We start from the raw sequence: 17,474 nt of genomic DNA, 5'->3' as shown, positions 1-17,474 counted from the left end.
CGACGGGGTCGGTCAGGCGCCCATGTCGATGTACGGGGCGACCGGAAGTGCGACGCTCGCCCCCGGGTCGCCGGTCGGGCCGGTGGTCGGGCCGCCGGTGGGCTGGCCGGTCGGGGTGCCGGTCGGGCTCGGCTAGGTCGAACTCGGCGGCGGGGTAGCCGGGTTGACGCCGCCGGGGCCGGTCAGCGCGATGTCGTCGGCGAGGTAGCCGCCCTGCCCGTACCAGCCGTGCAGGTACACGGTGACGCTGGTGGTGGCCGGCCCGGTGGTGAAACGCGTGGACAGCTGCTGCCAGTCGGCGCCGCCGGCGGTCCAGGTGGCCGGGTCGGTGGTGCCGCTGCCCGTGGCGCCGAGGTGGACGTACCGGCCCTGCACCCAGGCGCTGAGCGTGTACTCGGTGCCGGGCCGGACGCTGACGGTCTGCCCGCACTGCGCGGTGTCGCTCGCGCTCACCGCGCCCTTGAGCGCGTACGTTCCGCCGTGGGCACCGGAGTCGACCGCGCTCCCGGTGTCGGCGGAGCAGCTCCAGGAGCCGGCCGCGCCGCTCTCCAATCCGCCGTCGGCGAGCAGGTTGACGTCAGCGGCACCGGCGTTCCCAGCGAGGACGGCCAGTCCGCCGGCGGCGAGCGCGGCGGCGGCACCGAGGCTCAGCAGGGTGGTCCGACGGGCGGGGCGGCGGCGCGTGGGGGCGTGCTGGGGCGCGCTGGGCATGGGGGTGCCTCTCGGGACGTGGCGGCTGCCCGCGCCGCGAGGGGGGCGCGCGGCGGGCGGCGGCCCTGGGGTGGTCCGGTGCGGGGAGGTCGGGGGAGGGCGGGGGAGCGCGATGCGGGGGATCACGACGCGGGGAACGTGGTGCTGAGCATCAAACTGGACTAGACCAGCTGTGCACGTCAAGCATTTCCGGGCCCGGACGCCCCATCGGGGGGCGGGTTTCGGGAAGGGGCGAGGCGTCCCTGACGGTTCGTTACGGCATGTGGGGGAGCTTGAGGGTGGGGGCGACGTGCGGGCAGAACCGGAGGCCGGAGCCCGGCTCGTTGGTGCAGACGGTCGCCGGAGGGTACTCCCAATCGGCGGACGTGGACGTAGGCGTGGAGACCGGGGGCCGGGGGGACAGGGGGGTGCGCCGGGAGTCCTGGAAGGTGTTGTAGCCGCTGATGGCGAAGACCGTCCCACAGGCGACGACGAGCAGGCCGATCAGGACGTCCCCGGCGATCCGGGCCGCGATCCCGGCCCGGGCCCGGTCGACGACCACGGCCCGGTGCGGCCGGTCGGGCAGGTACCGCACCGTCACGCGGTCGCCCACGACGCGCGGAGCGCCGGAGGTGTCCTCCAGCCGGACCTCCGCGCCGTCCCGGGTGCGGAACCCGAGGATCACGTGCCGCTCCGTCCGGGTGCGCCGGCTGGACGGGTCCCGCTCCTGCGTCGTGTACGTCTCCAGGCAGCGGGCCTCGGCCGACAGCCCCTCGGCCAGGGTCCGGAGGTCCAGCCGGGCCCGCCGAATCCCGAGCACCGGCTTGACCACCCCCAGGCCGACGGCCAGCAGCCCGATGGCTCCGAACACGATGCCGACGGCAGTTCCGTCCTGGGACATGTCCCCCCGTGGATCGTTCCGTCGAACGTCTGATTCCTCGTCAGGAGGACGGTGATCACCGCCGTCCGGTTCCCCGGGCTGCTCCGCCGTGCGGGCCGGACGGAACGGGCTTGACCTTGAGTGCACTCCAAGGTGAATGCTGAGGGCGTTGATCGGCACCACCACGCGAAACACGATGGGAGCACTGCCATGCGCAACGCCTCGTTCGGTACCGGCGGACCCGAGATCGGCGTCATCGGTCTCGGCTGCATGGGCATGACCTGGGCCTACGACGTGCGGAACCGGGACGACGAGAACTCGGTCCGGGTGATCCGGCAGGCGCTGGACCTCGGCGTCGGCCTGATCGACACCGCCGACATGTACGGCCCCTACACCAACGAGGAGGTGGTCGGCGCCGCCCTGGCCGGCCCGTACCGGGAGCGCGCCTTCCTGGCCACCAAGGTGGGCATCGTGCCGGGCGGCGGGGGCCAGCAGGAGCGCAACGGCCGGCCCGAGCACGTGCGCCGCTCGATCGACGAGAGCCTGCGCCGGCTCGGCACCGACCACGTCGACCTCTACCAGCTGCACCGGGTCGACCCGGAGGTCCCGATCGAGGAGACCTGGGGCGCCTTCGCCGAGGTCGTCGCGGCGGGCAAGGCCCGGAGCATCGGGCTCTCCGAGGCGACGCTGGACGAGATCAGGCGGGCGCAGGCGGTGCACCCGGTGGCCTCGGTGCAGTCCGAGCTGTCGCTGTGGACCCGGGACGTGCTGGCCGAGGTGCTGCCGTACACCGAGGAGCAGGGCATCGCCTTCCTGCCGTTCTCGCCGCTCGGCCGGGGCTTCCTGACCGGCGGCATCACGTCCTTCGACGAGCTGCCCGCCGACGACTTCCGCCGCCGGCTGCCGCGCTTCCAGCAGGACGCGCTGAAGGCCAACCTGGAGCTGGTCGGGACGGTACGGGCGGTCGCCGAGCGGATCGGTGCCACTCCCGCGCAGGTCGCGCTGGCCTGGGTGCTGGCGCAGGGCCGGTACGTCTTCCCGATCCCGGGCACCCGGACGCCGCGCTACCTGGTGGACAACGTGGGCGCGGCCGGGATCGAGCTCTCGGCGGCGGACCTGGCGGAGCTGGACGCGCTGCCGGCCGCGACCGGCGAGCGCTACTGAGGGCCGGCGGTCAGGGCTCCCGGAGCTCCCGGCGCTCCATCACCCACACCAGCTGCCGCCCGGTCTCGCCCGGCGCCCGGACAGCCGCCTCGGCGACCCGGTCCAGCCGGTAGCCGAGCTTGCGCGGGATGGCCGCGCTGGCGCCGTTCGCCTGGTCGCAGTGGATCTCCACCCGGGTGATCCCGGGCAGCGCCAGCGCGGCCTCGGTCAGCGCCCCGGCCGCGGCGGTGGCGATGCCGCGGCCGACGTGCCGGGCGGCGACCCAGTAGCCGATCTCCAGCGCGCCCGGGCCGATCCGCCCGTGCAGGCCGAAGGCGCCGATCACGCCGCCGGGTTCGGCGTCCAGGCCGGCCAGGTACATGAAGTCGGTGCCGGCCTCCCAGGCGGCCGCGCCGGCCCGGGTCAGCTCGGCGGTCCGGGCCCGGGAGGGGGCCTCGGCCGCCCACTCCATCCAGGGCCGCAGGTGGTCCAGGTTGGCGCGGACGGCCCGGTTCAGCGCTTCCGCGTGGGTGCTGCGACGGCGCCGCAGCCAGAGGCCGCCGGGCAGCCGCAGCCGTTCCGGCGGCCGCCCGGCGGTCACCGCCACGGCCGGCGGCCCGGGACCGCAGGACCGCGGTCGTGCTTGGCTCATGACGGCGATTATGTCCTTGGCCGGGACCTGTCACCATTCGAGGTCCCCCCGGTGGCGGGCGCGCCCGGCCGCACCCCGGCGCGTCAGAGCCGGACCATCACCTCGTCGAGCTCCTTGCGCCGCAGATCCGGCACGCGCGCGCCCTCGGCCGGGTAGCCGACCGGGATCACGTACGCCGCGCGCTCCTCGGCCGGGCGGTCGCACACCTCGTTGAGGAACCTCATCGGGCTCGGGGTGTGGGTCAGCGTCGCCAGCCCGGCCTGGTGCAGGGTGGCCAGCAGCAGCCCGACCGCGATCCCCACCGACTCCTTGGTGTAGTACGGGCGCGGCGAGTCGGGGCCCTTGTGCACCTCGAACACCACGATCACGGCCGGCGCGTCCTCCAGGAACGGCTTGCGCCAGTCGGTGCCGATCGGGGCGAGCGCGGCCAGCCACTCCGCCGAGGCCCGGTGGCCGTAGAACTCGCGCTCCTCGGCCTCGGCCGCCTCGCGCAGCCGCCGCTTGCGCTCCGGGTCGGTGATCACCACGAACCGCCAGGGCTGGACGTGCGCGCCGCTGGGCGCGGTGCCCGCGGTCCGGACCGCCCACTCGAGCACCCCGTCCGGGATCGGGCGGGTGGAGTAGTCGCGGACGGTCCGGCGCTGGGCCATCACCTCGTGGAAGGTCCTGCTGCGGGCCTCGGCCTCGTGGGCGGGCACCGTCATGGGCGTGAGCGGGACGGTCGGGTGGGACGTCCCCGCCACGGCGCTGTCTGTGCTGTCAACCATGGCGACAGCACAGCACATGACGGCCCCTCCGGGAAGAGGTAGAGACCAATCGCCGGTCAGCGGCGGCTCAGAGCTCGTGCACCCGCCCGTCCCGGACCTCGATCCGCCGGTTCACCGTCACCGTGTCCAGCATCCGCCGGTCGTGGGTGACCAGCAGCAGGGTGCCGGTGTACGAGGCGAGCGCGGACTCCAGCTGCTCGATCGCGGCCAGGTCCAGGTGGTTGGTCGGCTCGTCCAGCACCAGCAGGTTGACCCCGCGGGCCTGCAGCAGCGCCAGCGCGGCCCGGGTGCGCTCGCCGGGGGAGAGGGTGCCGGCCGGGCGCAGCACGTGTACCGCCTTGAGGCCGAACTTGGCCAGCAGGGTGCGCACCTCCTCCGGCGAGAGCTCCGGTACGGCGGCGGCGAAGGCGTCCGCCAGCGGCTCCCCGCCGAGGAACAGCCCGCGCGCCTGGTCCACCTCGCCGACCACCACGCCGGAGCCCAGCGAGGCGCTGCCGCCGGCCAGCTCCAGCCGGCCGAGCAGGGCGGCCAGCAGCGTGGACTTGCCGGCGCCGTTGGCGCCGGTGATGGCGACCCGGTCGGCCCAGTCGATCTGGAGGTCCACCGGGCCGAAGGCGAAGTCGCCGCGCCGGGCGCTCGCCCCGCGCAGGGTGGCGACCACCGAGCCGGAGCGCGGGGCGGTGGCGATCTCCATCCGCAGCTCCCACTCCTTGCGCGGCTCCTCGACCACCTCCAGCCGCTCGATCATCCGCTGGGTCTGCCGGGCCTTGGAGGCCTGCTTCTCGGTGGACTCGGCGCGCGTCGCACGCCCGATCTTGTCGTTGTCGGAGGACTTGCGACGGGCGTTGCGCACCCCGTGCTCCATCCAGCCGCGCTGCATCCGCGCCCGGGCCTCCAGCCCGGCCTTGGTGTCGGCGTACTCGTCGTACTCCTCGCGGGCGTGCCGACGGGCCACCGCCCGCTCCTCCAGGTACGCCTCGTAGCCGCCGCCGTACAGGTTGACCTGCTGCTGGTGCAGGTCCAGCTCCAGCACCTTGGTCACGGTGCGGGCCAGGAACTCGCGGTCGTGGCTGATCAGCACGGTGCCCGCGCGCAGGCCCCTGACGAAGGACTCCAGCCGCTCCAGGCCGTCCAGGTCGAGGTCGTTGGTGGGCTCGTCCAGCAGGAAGACGTCGTAGCGGGAGAGCAGCAGCGAGGCGAGGCCGGCCCGGGCGGCCTGGCCGCCGGACAGGGCGGTCATCGGCAGGTCCAGCGAGACCTTCAGCCCGAGCGAGTCGGCGACCTCCTCGGCGCGCTCCTCCAGGTCGGCGCCGCCGAGGTCCAGCCAGCGGTCCAGGCTCGCCGCGTACGCGTCGTCGGCGCCCGGCCGGCCCTCGACCAGGCCCTCGGTGGCCTCGTCCAGGGCGGCCTGGGCGGCCGCCACGCCGGTGCGGCGGGCGAGGAAGTCGCGCACCGACTCGCCCTCGCGCCGCTCCGGCTCCTGCGGCAGGTGGCCGACGTTGGCGCCGGCCGGGCTCAGCCGCAGCGAGCCGCCCTCGGGGGTGTCCAGGCCGGCCAGCAGCCGCAGCAGGGTCGACTTGCCGGCGCCGTTCACGCCGACCAGGCCGATCACGTCGCCGGGGGCGATGACCAGGTCCAGGCCGGAGAAGAGGGTGCGTTCGCCGTGGCCGGCGCTGAGGTCCTTGACTACGAGTGTCGCGCTCATGATGGGGCCGATTGTAGGAGGAGCGGCCCGGGCGGCGGAAAAACGGCGGGACGGGCGCCGGGGGAACTGGCGGCGGCTGGGCGGGGGAACCCGGCGGGCGGGCGCGGAAACGCCGGGGGCCGCGGCTGGCTCAGCCGCGGCCCCCGGACCACCTGATCACGGGACTACCGGGTCACAGGACCACCGGATCACCTGGTCACCGGTGGATCACTTGGCCTTCTTCGAGAAGTACTCGAACATGTGCTGGGCCACGTCCTCCAGGTACGGACCGGCCTCGTAGGTGTTCGCGCCGTTGCCGATGGAGGTGTCGCTGACCAGGGCCGGCTTGCCGTCCTTGGTCGCGAACCAGCCGCCGCCGCTGCTGCCGCCGGTCATGTTGCAGCCGATCAGCAGCATCGCCGGGCGGCTCGGGTCGCCGGTCTTCTTGGACGGCTTGCCGCCGTCGCAGTGCTCCAGCTCCACGCCGTCGAAGGGCTTGCCCTCCGGGAAGCCGTAGTTGCTGACGGCGCCGACCTGGTCACGCGGGGCGTTGAACCAGAGCGGGACGGAGCCGCCGACGGTCTCCTCCAGCGACTTGCCGCCCGGGGTGGGGTTGGCGACCTTGATGATGCCGAAGTCGTACTGGCTCCACGGGCCGCCCTTCTCGGGGTCGGCCTCGGCGGTCCACTGCGGCGAGACCATGCCGGAGGTGGCGGTCCACTCGCCGTACGGCTCGGCGTCCTCCAGCTTGGCCTGCTTGTTGCCGTTGCTCAGCACGCCGTTGCTGTTGAAGGCCGGGGCGAAGGTGATGTCGGTGTAGTACTTGTTGCCCTTGCCGCCGTGCAGGCAGTGGCTGGCGGTCCACACCAAGTTGCTCTTGCCCGGGTTGGCCGGGTCGGAGACGACGGTGCCGGAGCACACGTAGTCCTCGTTGCCGTCCTTGAAGAAGATCTTGCCGTTGACGTGCATGTTCTTCGGGAACGGGTGCGCCACGGGCTTGGCCGGGACCATGGCGGGCAGCTGGTCCGCGCCGCCGCCGGGCTGGGCCGCGGTGGGCTGGGCGGTCGGCTGGGCCGGGGCGGGCGCGCTGGTGGCCGGAGCGGCGCCGGTGGGCTGCGCGGGCGGCTGGGTCGCGTCCGGGGCGGGCGCCGGCAGCGGCTTCGGCTTGGCCTCCAGCAGCTTCTGCAGGGTCCAGTAGCCCTTGACCGCCGGGGTGATGACGTTCGCCTGGGCCCACTTGTCCCAGTCCTCGAGCTTCCAGGTCTTCAGCTCCTCGAGCGTCGGAAGCTTGATCGGGGCCGCGCCCGGCTTGCCGGGGACGCTGGCCGCGACGCTGGGAGCCGCGGTCGCGGCCGGGTCGGCGTTGTCGGGGCCGCACGCGGTGGCGACCACCATGGTCAGCGCGACGACGGAGGCGCCCAGGACGGCGCGGCCCGGCCGGGATATCGGTGACATGAGTTCAAATCCCCCTGTTGACTACCGCCATGCGGCCCGTTCCCCGGGTGCGGCCCCACTCGGCCGCAGGCATGGCAGGTGAGGAGTCTGCCATGAGGCCGCGGAACTCCCGACATCCGCCCCTGACCGGGACGGGGCCGTCACCGGACCGGGACGAAGCTGTCACCGGTTCGGCACGGGATCGGCACCGGGCCCCCGTCGCGCCGGGTTTCGCGGTGCCGGGCGCACCGAGCGGAGCCGACGAAGCGGGCGGAGCGGGCAGAGCGGCCGAAGCGGCGGCCGGGCAGGCCCGGCGGGCCGGGGACGGTAAATCGGTTGCGGGTGGCGCAGCGGCTGCCTAGCGTGGTCCGGGTCATCAGCCAGACAAGGAGAAGGCCGTTGCTCTACTGAGGTCCCGGGACACCGCCCCCGCCGCGCAGGCCCTGCTGCCGTCGCGCGGTGCGCGAGTGTGCGACCTCAGTCACGGCCCGTGGCGCTCTTCTGCGTGACGCCACCCTTCATCTCCTCCCGGCCGTCCCCGGTTCCGCACCCGCGGTGTCTCCCCGTGTTGCTCACCACCCCTTCGGCAACCACCCCGGGAGGCCTGTATGGCACACCAACCCACCACCACCGCCGTCCTCTGCACCGAGCTCTCGTTCGAGTGGCCCGACGGCAAGCCCGTCCTGGACGGCTTCCACCTCGCCGTCGGCCCCGGCCGCACCGGCCTGATCGGGCTCAACGGCGCGGGCAAGTCCACCCTGATGCGGCTGATCGCGGGCGAACTCACCCCGACCGGCGGCGCCGTCCGGATCGACGGCGAACTCGGCTACCTGCCGCAGGGCCTGACGCTCGACACCACCCTGCGGGTGGACGAGGCGCTCGGCATCCGTGCCACCCGCGAGGCCCTGCACGCCATCGAGTCCGGCGACACCGACCAGCGCCACTTCGACGCGATCGGCGACGACTGGGACGTCGAGGAGCGCGCCCGCGCCACCCTCGACCGGCTCGGCCTGCGCCGCCTCGGCCTCGACCGCACCACCGGCGAACTCTCCGGCGGCGAGGCGGTGCTGCTGCGGCTGGCCGCCCTGCTGATGGCCCGTCCCGACGTCCTGCTGCTCGACGAGCCCACCAACAACCTCGACCGGGCCGCCCGCGAGCGGCTCTACGAGACGGTGGCCGGCTGGAACGGCGTGATGCTGATCGTCAGCCACGACCGCGAACTGCTCCGGCACGTCGACCAGATAGCCGACCTGAGGGACGGCGAAGTCACCTGGTACGGCGGCAACTTCGCGGAGTACGAACGCACCCTCGCGGCCCAGCAGGAGACGGCCGAGCGGGTGCTGCGCAACGCCGAGGCCGACGTCCAGCGCCAGAAACGGGACTTGGCCGAGGCCCGGATCCGGCTGGACCGCAGCGCCGCGTACGGCAAGAAGCGCTCGGTCACCCGCAACGACCCGCACATCTTCGCCGGGATGCTCAAGCGCAAGGGCCAGGAGACGGCCGGCCGGCTCCAGGGCATGCACACCGAGCGCCTGGAGGAGGCCAGGGCGCGGGTCAGCGCGGCCGAGGAGGCCGTCCGGGACGACGCCGAGATCCGGATCGACCTGCCGCGCACCGCCGTCCCGGCCGGGCGCACCGTGCTCACCCTGGACAAGGTCCGGCTGCCCTACGGCACCACCGCCGACCTCGACCTGCGCGGGCCCGAGCGGATCGCCCTGGTCGGCCGCAACGGCGCGGGCAAGACCACCCTGCTGCGCACCATCGCGGGCGAACTCGCGCCGTTGGCGGGGGAGGTGATCACCCCGGTGCCGCTGCGGCACCTCCCGCAGCGGCTCGACCTGCTGGACGACGAGCGCTCCGTCGTGGAGAACGTCAAGCTGTTCGCCCCCGCCGCCGGGGACAACGCGGTCCGCGCCCGGCTGGCCCGCTTCCTGTTCCGCGGTGCCCGGGCCGACCAGCCCGCCGCCACCCTCTCCGGCGGCGAGCGGTTCCGCGCGACGCTGGCCGCCCTGCTGCTGGCCGACCCGTCGCCGCAGCTGCTGCTGCTCGACGAGCCGACCAACAACCTGGACCTCGCCAGCGTCCGCCAGCTCACCCAGGCGCTGGCCGCGTACCGGGGCGCGCTGATCGTGGCCAGCCACGACGTGGCGTTCCTGCGCGGCCTGGGGCTCACCCGGTGGCTGGAACTGGACGGCGAACTGCGGGCGGTGGAGCCGATGTAGCGCCTCCTACCGCTGCCGGGCCCGGTGTTCCCGCCGGCCCTGTCAGTCCTGCCGGTCCCGCGCACCCTGGTCGGCCTGCGTGCCCCGGACGTCCTGCGCGTCCTCGGCGCCCTGGTCGCCCCGGGCGTGCTGCGCGTCCTCGGTGAGCATCCGGCGGGCCGTGCTCAGGGCCGAGTCCCTGAGTGCGGCCAGCTCGTCGGGGGTGAACACCGGGGTGCGGACGTCCGGCGGGATGCCCGGGCCGTCGTAGGTGGTGCCGTCCCGGGTCAGGTACTTCTCGTTCGGCAGGATGGCCAGGAAGTCCGGCGAGAGCGTCTTGACCATGATGTCGGAGAAGACGCCCTGGGTGTTCTCGCCGACCCGGAGCACCCGCGGGGAGCGGCCGGTCATGGCCTGGGTGAAGGTCTCCGCCGCACTGGTGGAGATCGAGGAGGTGAGCACCGCCACCGGCCCGGTGAAGCGCCCGCCCGCCGAGGGCCGTACGGTGATCGGCTGGGGCCGGGTGAACTTCGTCGGGTCAGCCGGGTCGTTGCGCGCCACCTTCCGGTAGGCGACGTAGGGGCGGTCGGTGAGCCGGGCGGCGATGTGCAGCGCGAGCGCGTCCGATCCGCCGCCGTTCAGCCGGACGTCGACGACCAGGCCGACGGGCCGGTCCGGGCCGGCCAGCACGGTGTCCAGCGCCCGGTCCAGCTCGTCGACCTGGCTCCGGAAGTCGCCGTCGGTGTAGTCGTTGAAGCTGCTCACCCGGAGGTAGCCGAGGCCGTCGGGGAGCCGGCCGGTGCCGAGCCGACCGCCGGCGAACTCCTGCTCCGGGCCGGTGAGCTGGGCGGCCGCGGCCTGTCGGGCCCGCGCGGCCAGTTCCTCGGTCCGCACCGTGGACCCGGGCCGCTGCCCGCTGAACACGTCCTCGGCCTGCCCGGCGACCACCCGGGCCAGCCCGGTGTGGGCGTCCCCGAGCGGGCGGAGCATGTCCACGAGGACGGCCTGCAGCTGGTCGGTGGTCGTCGTCGGCGTGATCGTGCGCCGCTTCTCGTCCCGGACGGCGTGCCAGTCGACGCCCTTGGCCGCGAAGAACGGGTAGTTCTCCTCGAAGTTCTCCCAGAACCGGTCGAAGACCGCGAGCGGATCGTTCGGTGCCGGCTTCGCGCACAGCGCCGGCAGGGCTGCCAGTCGGGTGAGCGTCTTGCTGCCGACCCCGCCCTCCTCGCGCTCGACGGCCCGGTTCCGGCCCTTGGGGGTGATCGTCAGGGCCAGGTCGTCCACGGCGTAGCGGGTGGTGCCGTCCGGGTCGGGGGCCGTGGTCTGCGTCCCCTTGATCCATCCGGGCACGCAGCTGTGCGCCGTCACGTCGTAGGTGGTGAGTCTGTTCCCGGAGACCGTGATCAGCAGACCGTAGCCCTCCGTCCGCCAGACCCCCTCCAGCGGGTTCGACCGCACTCCCTGGAGGGCGGTCGCGCCCTGGGGCGAGGTCGCCCCCTGGGCGGCGGCCGCCCCTGGTGCCGCCACTCCCACGGCCGTCGCGAGCGCCACCGCCGCGGCCGCGGCGCTGCCCGTGCTCCTGCGTTTCATCTCCGGCCTCCGCCGAACCCCGGTCTCCCCCGCGGAACCCCTCCGCCACCGCTCCCCGCCGACGCTACGGCGGCCCGGCGGCCCGGTCGTCATCCCACGCGCCGCACCCGCTTCCTCCTCCGGGCCCATCCGGCATCCTCCTCAGGGCCCATCCGGAGGCGGCCGAACGGTCCCGGGCGGTCTCGACGGCGGCCGGTCCGGGCACGGGTGGGAATCCGCCGTCTGTGGCGGTGCTGGTGGAGCCGGCGCGCGACGTGGCGGAGGCCCGGGCGGACGTGTACGCGGCGGCCGACCGGATCCGCGCCTGGCGGATCTGCGGCCGGCCGACGCGCAGGGTCCGCCGGGGTCAGGAGGCCTGCGGCGTCGGCCGCAGCCTGCCCGCGATCCGCGTCCCGAGCCGGTCCAGCCCGACGACGAGCGCGGCGAGCACCACGAACTCGACGGTCAGCAGGGCGATCTGGCCCCAGACGTAGCCGTAGCCCTTGGTGGTCGGGTCGAAGAAGAAGTACGGGTAGGGCAGCGGGTAGTCGTCGAACAGCGCGTTGCGGGTGAGCACGATCGCCGCGTAGCCGAGCGGGAAGGCCAGCCAGAGCGGGATGTCCTTCCAGGCGGCGGCGTTGCGCGGCCTGAGCACCAGCCAGTCGACGATCACCATCACCGGCGTCACGTAGTGCAGGAAGAACGACGACCAGTGCGCCAGCTTGTCCGGCCCGCTGACCAGGCCGGGCAGCGGGTTGGCGCCGTGTTCGAGCAGGACGTGCGAGACCAGGCCGGTGATCAGGATGTACAGCGTGGCGGCGCCGCGCAGCCGGGGCGCGGGCGCGTCCACGGTGTCGCGCTTGAGCATCCAGTAGACCGCGCCGACGAAGTAGCCGAACACGATTACGTTGCTCTGCACGGTGAAGTAGACCAGCGGCGCGGTTCCGAGGATCAGGCCGAGGCCCGCCGAGAGCACGATGCCCATGCGCCACCAGAGCGCGGGTCGGGTCCGGACTGTCATGCGGCCACCAGTTCGTTCCAGGCGATACGGGAGGTATCGGACGTTGCAGGGGGAAAGCCGCACTCTACTCGCTGGTTGCGATCGGATGGAATCCGCGTTCGACGCTCCCGGCGCCGGTGGGCCGGGGAGGGTGCCGGGCGAGGGCGGAGCCGGGCCGGGTGCTGGGCGGGCGTCAGCCGGGCAGTACGAACCCCGACTCGTACGCCGCGATGACCGCCTGGGTGCGGTCCCGCGCGCCCAGCTTGGCCAGCACGCTGCCGACGTGCGTCTTCACCGTCTCCTGGCTCACCACCAGCCGGCGCGCGATCTCCCCGTTGTTGAGCCCGGTGGCCATCAGCCGCAGCACCTGCCCCTCCCGCTCGGTCAGCCGGCCGATCGGCCCGCGGTCCGCCGACTCCGCCTCCCGCCGCCGGTCCGCGCCGTGGCGCAGCGCGAGGTCGCGGACGGCCGCCGGGAACAGCAGCGAGTCCCCGCGGGCGACCAGCCGTACCGCCTGCACCATCTCCTCGGCCCGGGCCCGCTTCAGCAGGAACCCGGCGGCGCCCGCGCGCAGCGCGTCGTACACGTGGTCGTCGTGCTCGAAGGTGGTGACCACCAGGATGCGCGGCGGCGTGGCCATCCCGTTGACCAACTGCTCGGTGGCCCGGATGCCGTCGATGCCGGGCATCCGGACGTCCATCAGCACCACGTCCGGGCGCAGTTCCCGCACCAGCGGGACGACCTCGGCGCCGTCGGCGGCATCGCCGACCACGGTGAGGTCGGGTTCGCTGTCGATCACCACCCGCAGGCCCAGGCGGACCAGCCGCTCGTCGTCCGCGATCACCACCCGGATGGCCTCGGTGTTCCGGTTCACGTCCCGGTCCACGTCCTGAGTCGCGCTCTGGCTCACGCTCTGGTCCACGCCCTGCTTCACGCTCTGGTTCACGTCGTCCCCTCCGTCGGCAGCCAGACGGCCAGCCGCCATGTCGTTCCGTCCTCGTCCGGCCCCGCCGTGCTGCCGCCGTGCAGGGCCGCCGCCCGCTCCCCGATCCCGCGCAGTCCGCGCCCGCCGCCGGGGCGGCTCGGCCGGGCCGGGCCGAGCGGGTTGGTCAGTTCGATCTCCAGCCGGCCGTCGGCCAGCCCGACCCGCAGTCCGGCGGGGGCGCGCCCGGCGTGGCGCAGCACATTGGTCAGGCCCTCCTGCACGATCCGGTACGCCTCGCGGGAGACCGCCTCGGGCAGGCCGGCCAGCCCGGGCGCCAGCTCGGCGTCCACCGCCACCCCGGCGCGGCCGAGCTGGTGCAGCAGGTCGTCCAGCCCGGCGAGGGTGGGCCCGGCCGGCTCGGCGGCCTCCGGATCCTCCTCGCGCAACAGTCCGAGCACGGTGTCCAGTTCGGCGACGGCGGCCCGGGCGGTCTCCTCGATCGCCGCGAGCGCCTCGGCGGCGAAGTCCGGGTTGCTGCGCAGTACCCGGGCGGCGGCCGAGGCCTGGATGCCGACGGCGCTGAGCGCGTGCCCGACCGAGTCGTGCAGCTCGCGGGCCAGCCGGTTGCGCTGGGCGAGCACGGTGGCCCGGCGCTCGGCGGCGGCCACCCGCTCCTCCGGGGTCGGGCCGAGCAGGGCGGGTGCCCAGCGGGCGAGCAGCGCGCCGCAGGCGGCGTTGGTGCCGACGATCAGCAGGAGCACGCCGAGGCCGAGGGCGGGGCCGGTGGCCAGCCAGTCGGGGAAGTGCCGCTGCCAGGTGCGGACGAACTCCTCCGTCCCCGGGAAGCCGAGGAGCAGCACCACCGCGAAGGGGGTGCCGGCCAGCGTCATCCCGGCGACCACCCCGCCGAACAGGACGTGCAGCACGTACCAGAGCGCGGTGCGCCACCGGGCCGCCCAGGAGCGGGCCGGGCCGGTGGCCAGTTCCTCCGGCCGGGCCACCGAGCACAGCGCCCGGGCGGCCGCGCCCTCCAGGCCCCGCACCATCGGCACCAGCGCGGTGACGGCGGCCATCGGCAGCGAGGTGAGCAGCGACAGGACGTACAGGAGCAGTTGGCGGGCGGGCGACTGGTCGGGGTTGAGCGCCCCGAACAGCACCACCGACAGCATCCAGTACGGCATCAGCAGCGCGCCGCCCAGCACCAGGTGCACCCAGCGCAGCCGGGCCCGCCGCCCGACCGTCGCCCCCGCCGTACGCCGCAAGCGGCCGCCCACCCCCGTGATCACCCGCGCGACTCTACGGCAGCGGCGCGCCGCTGGGCGCCCCGTTCGGTGAGCGCGATCGCCCCGACGGCCAGCACCAGCACGGCGGCCACCACCTGGGCGGCCTGCACCAGGGGCAGCAGCCCGGGCACGGCCATCCGCAGCTCGGTCACCCGGGTCGTCGACACCCCGAAGGCCACCAGCTGCCAGCTGCCCCAGCCGAACAGCGAGCCGGCCGCCGTCCAGACCACCACCAGCGGCCCGAGCAGCCGGCGCCCCGGACGGATCCGGAAGACGAGGCCCAGCAGTGCCGCGGTCGCGGCGACCGCCATCGCCGCGGTCACCCCGTCCATCACCACCACGCCCCGGCTGCGCTCCTCCGCCATGCTCTGCGGCAGCCCGGCGGTGCCGCCGAGCGCCCAGTAGACCCGGCCCGCCGCGACGCCCGCGGCGAGCAGCGCGGCGACGCAGGCGAGGGTGCGCTGCACGGTCAGGGTGGGGGAGTCGGGCAGGTCGCCGATCCGCTCCCGCAGCAGCCCGGCCCAGCGCCGGCGGGCGTACAGCGCGAAGGCGGTGATCAGGGCGAGGCCCTGGACGGCGAAGCCGCCGTACACGACGAGGAAGACCCAGTCGCCGACGCCCTTGTCGTCCGGGTCGCCGCGCTCGGGGCCGAGCACCAGGAGGCTCAGCAGGTACAGCGGCAGCGCGACCAGGATCGTGCCGAGCAGTCCGGTCGCCACCCACATCGGGAACGCCACCAGTCCGGCCGGGGCCCGCCGCCCCCACGGCCGGGCGAACGCCAGCGCCAGGGCCACGGCGATCGCGTCCATGCCGAAGGTCAGCAGGTTCACCAGCCACAGCCGGTCCATCTCGCCGGCGTCGTCCGATCCCACCGGATGCCCGGTCAGCCAGAGCAGCTTCAGGGTCAGGTACGGCCCGGTCGCCGCCACCGCCGTCCAGGCCGCCCCGGCCCGCACCGTGTGCTCGTTGATCCTCATGCCCCCACGGTCCCGCCGGGCCGCGCCCCGGGTCCTCCGCCCGGCGCGCGATCCCGCTCCCCCTGGCGGGGGATCTCCGGGCTCAGGCGGCCATCCGGTGGATCAGCCGGTCCTCCTCGTCGGTGCGGCCGTCCGGATCGGCGACCAGGCCGAGCCGTCGGGCGAGGCGGCGGGAGGGCAGGTTGTCGGCGTGGATCAGGGCGATCACCGGGATGCCGGGGTGGCGCGGCAGCGCCTCGGCCATCGCGGCCCGGGCCGCCTCGGCCGCGTACCCCCGCCCCCAGGCGGACGGCCGGAACCGGTAGTAGAGGTTGAACACCCGTTCCCCGTCCAGCGTGTGCAGGAACAGCCCGGCGAACCCGATGACCGTCTCCGGGTCCTCCCGGGTGGCGACGGTGCAGTACCCCACGCCGTCCCGCACCCAGTCGGCGACGAACCCGTCCAGCATCTCCCGGCTCGCCGCCCGGTCCCGCTGCGGCCCGTACGGGTTGTACCGGTTGGTCTCCGGGTCGCCGTGGATCGCGAACACCGCCTCGGCGTCCCCTTCCTGCGGCCGCGTCAGTACCAGCCGTTCGGAGACGGCGACGATCGTGCGGGCGGTGGGGATGGTGGGGTCGGTCCGGTTTGTGAGGTCGGCCTGGCCGGTCCGGTCGGTCCGGTCGGTGGTGGTCATGGTGCTTCCCCCGTCTTCGTAATGGCTGCACCGCAGGATAGGCCGTTACCGGGCCAGTCGTCCGGTTGATTTCCGGGGCCTGCCCGGGGCCTGCCAGGAAGGTGCGGAGCCGACGCCGGAGTCGGCTCGGGATCGGTGGGCGCGGCCGGGCGCGGAGGTCTTGTTACTGACCGGTCGCTTGCCTATCATCCCGAGTGTTACAGCTTTACTGTCAAACCCCGAAGGGTTCTGCGGCCAGTGCGTGACACAAGCAGTGCACCGGGCCCGGGCGGTCCGGGTGCCCCGGCGGGTGGCCCGGGGGCCGGCGGCCCGCTGGCGGGCGTGCGGGTGGTGGAGCTCGCCGGGATCGGGCCGGGGCCGTTCGCGGCGATGCTGCTGGGGGACCTCGGGGCGGACGTGGTGCGGGTGGACCGGCCGGACCCCTCGCCGCTCGGCACCGACCCGGCGTACGACCTCAGCAACCGCAACAAGCGCTCGGTGCTCATCGACCTGAAGTCCCCCGAGGGCCCCGGACGGGTGCTGGACCTGGTCGAGCGGGCCGACCTGCTGATCGAGGGCTACCGGCCGGGCGTCGCGGAGCGGCTCGGGGTCGGGCCCGCCGAGTGCCTCGCGCGCAACCCCGCGCTGGTGTACGGGCGGATGACCGGCTGGGGGCAGTACGGACCCCGGGCGGCGACCGCCGGGCACGACCTCGGGTACGCGGCGGTCGCCGGAGTGCTCGGGATGGTGGCGGCGCCGGGCGGGGCCGAGGCACCGCCCGGCATCCCGGCCAACCTGCTGGGCGACTACGCGGGCGGCTCGCTCTACCTGGTCGTCGGCCTGCTCGCCGGACTGCACCACGCCCGCGCCACCGGTGCCGGCCAGGTGGTCGACGCCGCGATCGTGGACGGCGCGGCACACCTCGGCAGCATGCTGTGGGGCCTGCTCGCGGCCGGCCACTGGCAGGACCGCCGGGGCGTCAACCTGCTCGACGGCGGCGCGCCGTTCTACGCGGTCTACCGGGCGGCCGACGGCGGCCACCTGGCCGTCGGCGCGCTGGAGCCGCGCTTCTACGCGGAGTTCGCCCGGCTGCTGGGGCTGGGCCCGGACGCGCCCGGCCAGTACGACCTGGCCCGCTGGCCCGAACTGCGCGCCCTGATCGCCGCCCGCTTCGAAACCCGGACCAGGGCCGAGTGGGAGGCCGTCTTCGCGGGCTCCGACGCCTGTGTGGAACCGGTGCTGACGATGCGTCAGGCAGCCGTCGACGACCACCTGTCGGCGCGCGGGACGTACGTCGAGGCCGACGGCGTCACCCAGCCCGCCCCCGCCCCGCGCTTCTCCGCCACCCCGGGTGCCCTGCGCCGCCCGCCGGCCCGTCCGGGCGCGGACACCGCCGAGGTGGCCCGGGACTGGGGCGTCCCGTCCCTCGACCCCTCCTCCGGTCCCTCCCTCGACCCCTCCTCGGATCCCTCCCTCGGCCCTTCGGCCGACCCTTCGGCCGCCGGCGCTTCGGCCGACCCTTCGGCCGCCGGCGCTTCGGCCGACCCCTCGGCGAATGCCTCGGCCAAGGCCTCGGCCAAGACTTCGGCCAACGTTCCGGCAGAGCAAGGAGAGTAG

At 74.5% G+C, this 17,474-nt stretch carries 15 protein-coding genes; 3 read left to right on the top strand and 12 right to left on the bottom strand.

Annotation, left to right across the window (positions count from 1 at the left end):
• Window positions 1-132 precede the first annotated feature (132 nt).
• Both ACZ5GH_RS08175 and ACZ5GH_RS08170 read right to left on the bottom strand, forming a co-directional pair.
• On the bottom strand, window positions 133-711 hold the full coding sequence (locus ACZ5GH_RS08175) for a carbohydrate binding domain-containing protein (RefSeq protein ID WP_464333814.1): 579 nt from the start codon (window positions 709-711) through the stop codon (window positions 133-135).
• A 253-nt stretch (window positions 712-964) separates the two neighbouring features.
• Entirely contained in the window at window positions 965-1,591 is a 627-nt protein-coding gene (locus ACZ5GH_RS08170) for a DUF3592 domain-containing protein (RefSeq protein ID WP_387758182.1), read from the bottom strand.
• Between the two features lie 189 nt (window positions 1,592-1,780).
• Here ACZ5GH_RS08170 and ACZ5GH_RS08165 point away from each other — a divergent pair, with 189 nt between their 5' ends.
• Window positions 1,781-2,734, top strand: coding sequence for an aldo/keto reductase (locus ACZ5GH_RS08165; protein ID WP_387758184.1), 954 nt, complete (start codon window positions 1,781-1,783; stop codon window positions 2,732-2,734).
• Window positions 2,735-2,744: 10 nt separating this feature from the next.
• Here the strand turns inward: ACZ5GH_RS08165 and ACZ5GH_RS08160 are convergent, their stop codons facing one another.
• From ACZ5GH_RS08160 to ACZ5GH_RS08145, 4 genes are all read right to left on the bottom strand, one after another.
• Window positions 2,745-3,365 (bottom strand): GNAT family N-acetyltransferase, encoded by a 621-nt coding sequence (locus ACZ5GH_RS08160; protein ID WP_387758187.1) that lies wholly within the window; start codon window positions 3,363-3,365, stop codon window positions 2,745-2,747.
• An 83-nt stretch (window positions 3,366-3,448) separates the two neighbouring features.
• A complete protein-coding gene (locus ACZ5GH_RS08155) occupies window positions 3,449-4,132 on the bottom strand; it encodes a nitroreductase family protein (RefSeq protein WP_387758189.1) in 684 nt (227 codons plus the stop codon).
• Between the two features lie 67 nt (window positions 4,133-4,199).
• Window positions 4,200-5,837 carry an ABC-F family ATP-binding cassette domain-containing protein gene (locus ACZ5GH_RS08150; RefSeq protein WP_464333813.1) on the bottom strand — a complete coding sequence of 546 codons (1,638 nt, stop codon included), beginning with the start codon at window positions 5,835-5,837 and terminating at the stop codon, window positions 4,200-4,202.
• Between the two features lie 207 nt (window positions 5,838-6,044).
• On the bottom strand, window positions 6,045-7,271 hold the full coding sequence (locus ACZ5GH_RS08145; RefSeq protein WP_464333812.1) for a trypsin-like serine peptidase: 1,227 nt from the start codon (window positions 7,269-7,271) through the stop codon (window positions 6,045-6,047).
• A gap of 587 nt (window positions 7,272-7,858) precedes the next feature.
• On the opposite strand from ACZ5GH_RS08145, the gene ACZ5GH_RS08140 reads away from it, so the two are divergent.
• Window positions 7,859-9,472 carry an ABC-F family ATP-binding cassette domain-containing protein gene (locus ACZ5GH_RS08140; RefSeq protein ID WP_387758194.1) on the top strand — a complete coding sequence of 538 codons (1,614 nt, stop codon included), beginning with the start codon at window positions 7,859-7,861 and terminating at the stop codon, window positions 9,470-9,472.
• Window positions 9,473-9,514: 42 nt separating this feature from the next.
• Here the strand turns inward: ACZ5GH_RS08140 and ACZ5GH_RS08135 are convergent, their stop codons facing one another.
• The 6 genes from ACZ5GH_RS08135 to ACZ5GH_RS08110 form a co-directional block, all read right to left on the bottom strand.
• Window positions 9,515-11,041: a S41 family peptidase gene (locus tag ACZ5GH_RS08135; protein ID WP_464333811.1), complete on the bottom strand. Its 1,527-nt coding sequence runs from the start codon at window positions 11,039-11,041 to the stop codon at window positions 9,515-9,517.
• 346 nt (window positions 11,042-11,387) lie between these two features.
• Window positions 11,388-12,041 (bottom strand): Pr6Pr family membrane protein, encoded by a 654-nt coding sequence (locus ACZ5GH_RS08130; protein ID WP_387758196.1) that lies wholly within the window; start codon window positions 12,039-12,041, stop codon window positions 11,388-11,390.
• Window positions 12,042-12,213: 172 nt separating this feature from the next.
• Window positions 12,214-12,894: a response regulator gene (locus ACZ5GH_RS08125; RefSeq protein WP_387758321.1), complete on the bottom strand. Its 681-nt coding sequence runs from the start codon at window positions 12,892-12,894 to the stop codon at window positions 12,214-12,216.
• A 68-nt stretch (window positions 12,895-12,962) separates the two neighbouring features.
• The gene (locus ACZ5GH_RS08120) at window positions 12,963-14,231 is read right to left on the bottom strand and encodes a sensor histidine kinase (RefSeq protein ID WP_464333810.1); all 1,269 of its coding nucleotides are present in this window, start codon (window positions 14,229-14,231) and stop codon (window positions 12,963-12,965) included.
• The gene (locus ACZ5GH_RS08115) at window positions 14,228-15,205 is read right to left on the bottom strand and encodes a hypothetical protein (protein ID WP_387758199.1); all 978 of its coding nucleotides are present in this window, start codon (window positions 15,203-15,205) and stop codon (window positions 14,228-14,230) included. The genes ACZ5GH_RS08120 and ACZ5GH_RS08115 overlap by 4 nt, the downstream gene beginning before the upstream one ends.
• An 82-nt stretch (window positions 15,206-15,287) precedes the next feature.
• A complete protein-coding gene (locus ACZ5GH_RS08110; protein ID WP_464333809.1) occupies window positions 15,288-15,878 on the bottom strand; it encodes a GNAT family N-acetyltransferase in 591 nt (196 codons plus the stop codon).
• A 321-nt stretch (window positions 15,879-16,199) separates the two neighbouring features.
• On the opposite strand from ACZ5GH_RS08110, the gene ACZ5GH_RS08105 reads away from it, so the two are divergent.
• Window positions 16,200-17,474, top strand: a complete 1,275-nt coding sequence (locus ACZ5GH_RS08105; protein ID WP_464333808.1) for a CaiB/BaiF CoA transferase family protein — start codon at window positions 16,200-16,202, stop codon at window positions 17,472-17,474.

The organism is Kitasatospora sp. Xyl93, from assembly GCF_055383135.1.
This window is presented reverse-complemented; position numbering and strand designations above follow the sequence as displayed.

Bases quoted from the DNA above. Each gene is read 5' to 3' on its own strand.
- ACZ5GH_RS08155 (WP_387758189.1), bottom strand. From the start codon at position 4,132: ATGGTTGACAGCACAGACAGCGCCGTGGCGGGGACGTCCCACCCGACC.
- ACZ5GH_RS08140 (WP_387758194.1), top strand. From the start codon at position 7,859: ATGGCACACCAACCCACCACCACCGCCGTCCTCTGCACCGAGCTCTCG.
- ACZ5GH_RS08170 (WP_387758182.1), bottom strand. From the start codon at position 1,591: ATGTCCCAGGACGGAACTGCCGTCGGCATCGTGTTCGGAGCCATCGGG.
- ACZ5GH_RS08175 (WP_464333814.1), bottom strand. From the start codon at position 711: ATGCCCAGCGCGCCCCAGCACGCCCCCACGCGCCGCCGCCCCGCCCGT.
- ACZ5GH_RS08160 (WP_387758187.1), bottom strand. From the start codon at position 3,365: ATGAGCCAAGCACGACCGCGGTCCTGCGGTCCCGGGCCGCCGGCCGTG.
- ACZ5GH_RS08135 (WP_464333811.1), bottom strand. From the start codon at position 11,041: ATGAAACGCAGGAGCACGGGCAGCGCCGCGGCCGCGGCGGTGGCGCTC.
- ACZ5GH_RS08150 (WP_464333813.1), bottom strand. From the start codon at position 5,837: ATGAGCGCGACACTCGTAGTCAAGGACCTCAGCGCCGGCCACGGCGAA.
- ACZ5GH_RS08165 (WP_387758184.1), top strand. From the start codon at position 1,781: ATGCGCAACGCCTCGTTCGGTACCGGCGGACCCGAGATCGGCGTCATC.
- ACZ5GH_RS08145 (WP_464333812.1), bottom strand. From the start codon at position 7,271: ATGTCACCGATATCCCGGCCGGGCCGCGCCGTCCTGGGCGCCTCCGTC.
- ACZ5GH_RS08115 (WP_387758199.1), bottom strand. From the start codon at position 15,205: ATGAGGATCAACGAGCACACGGTGCGGGCCGGGGCGGCCTGGACGGCG.
- ACZ5GH_RS08130 (WP_387758196.1), bottom strand. From the start codon at position 12,041: ATGACAGTCCGGACCCGACCCGCGCTCTGGTGGCGCATGGGCATCGTG.
- ACZ5GH_RS08110 (WP_464333809.1), bottom strand. From the start codon at position 15,878: ATGACCACCACCGACCGGACCGACCGGACCGGCCAGGCCGACCTCACA.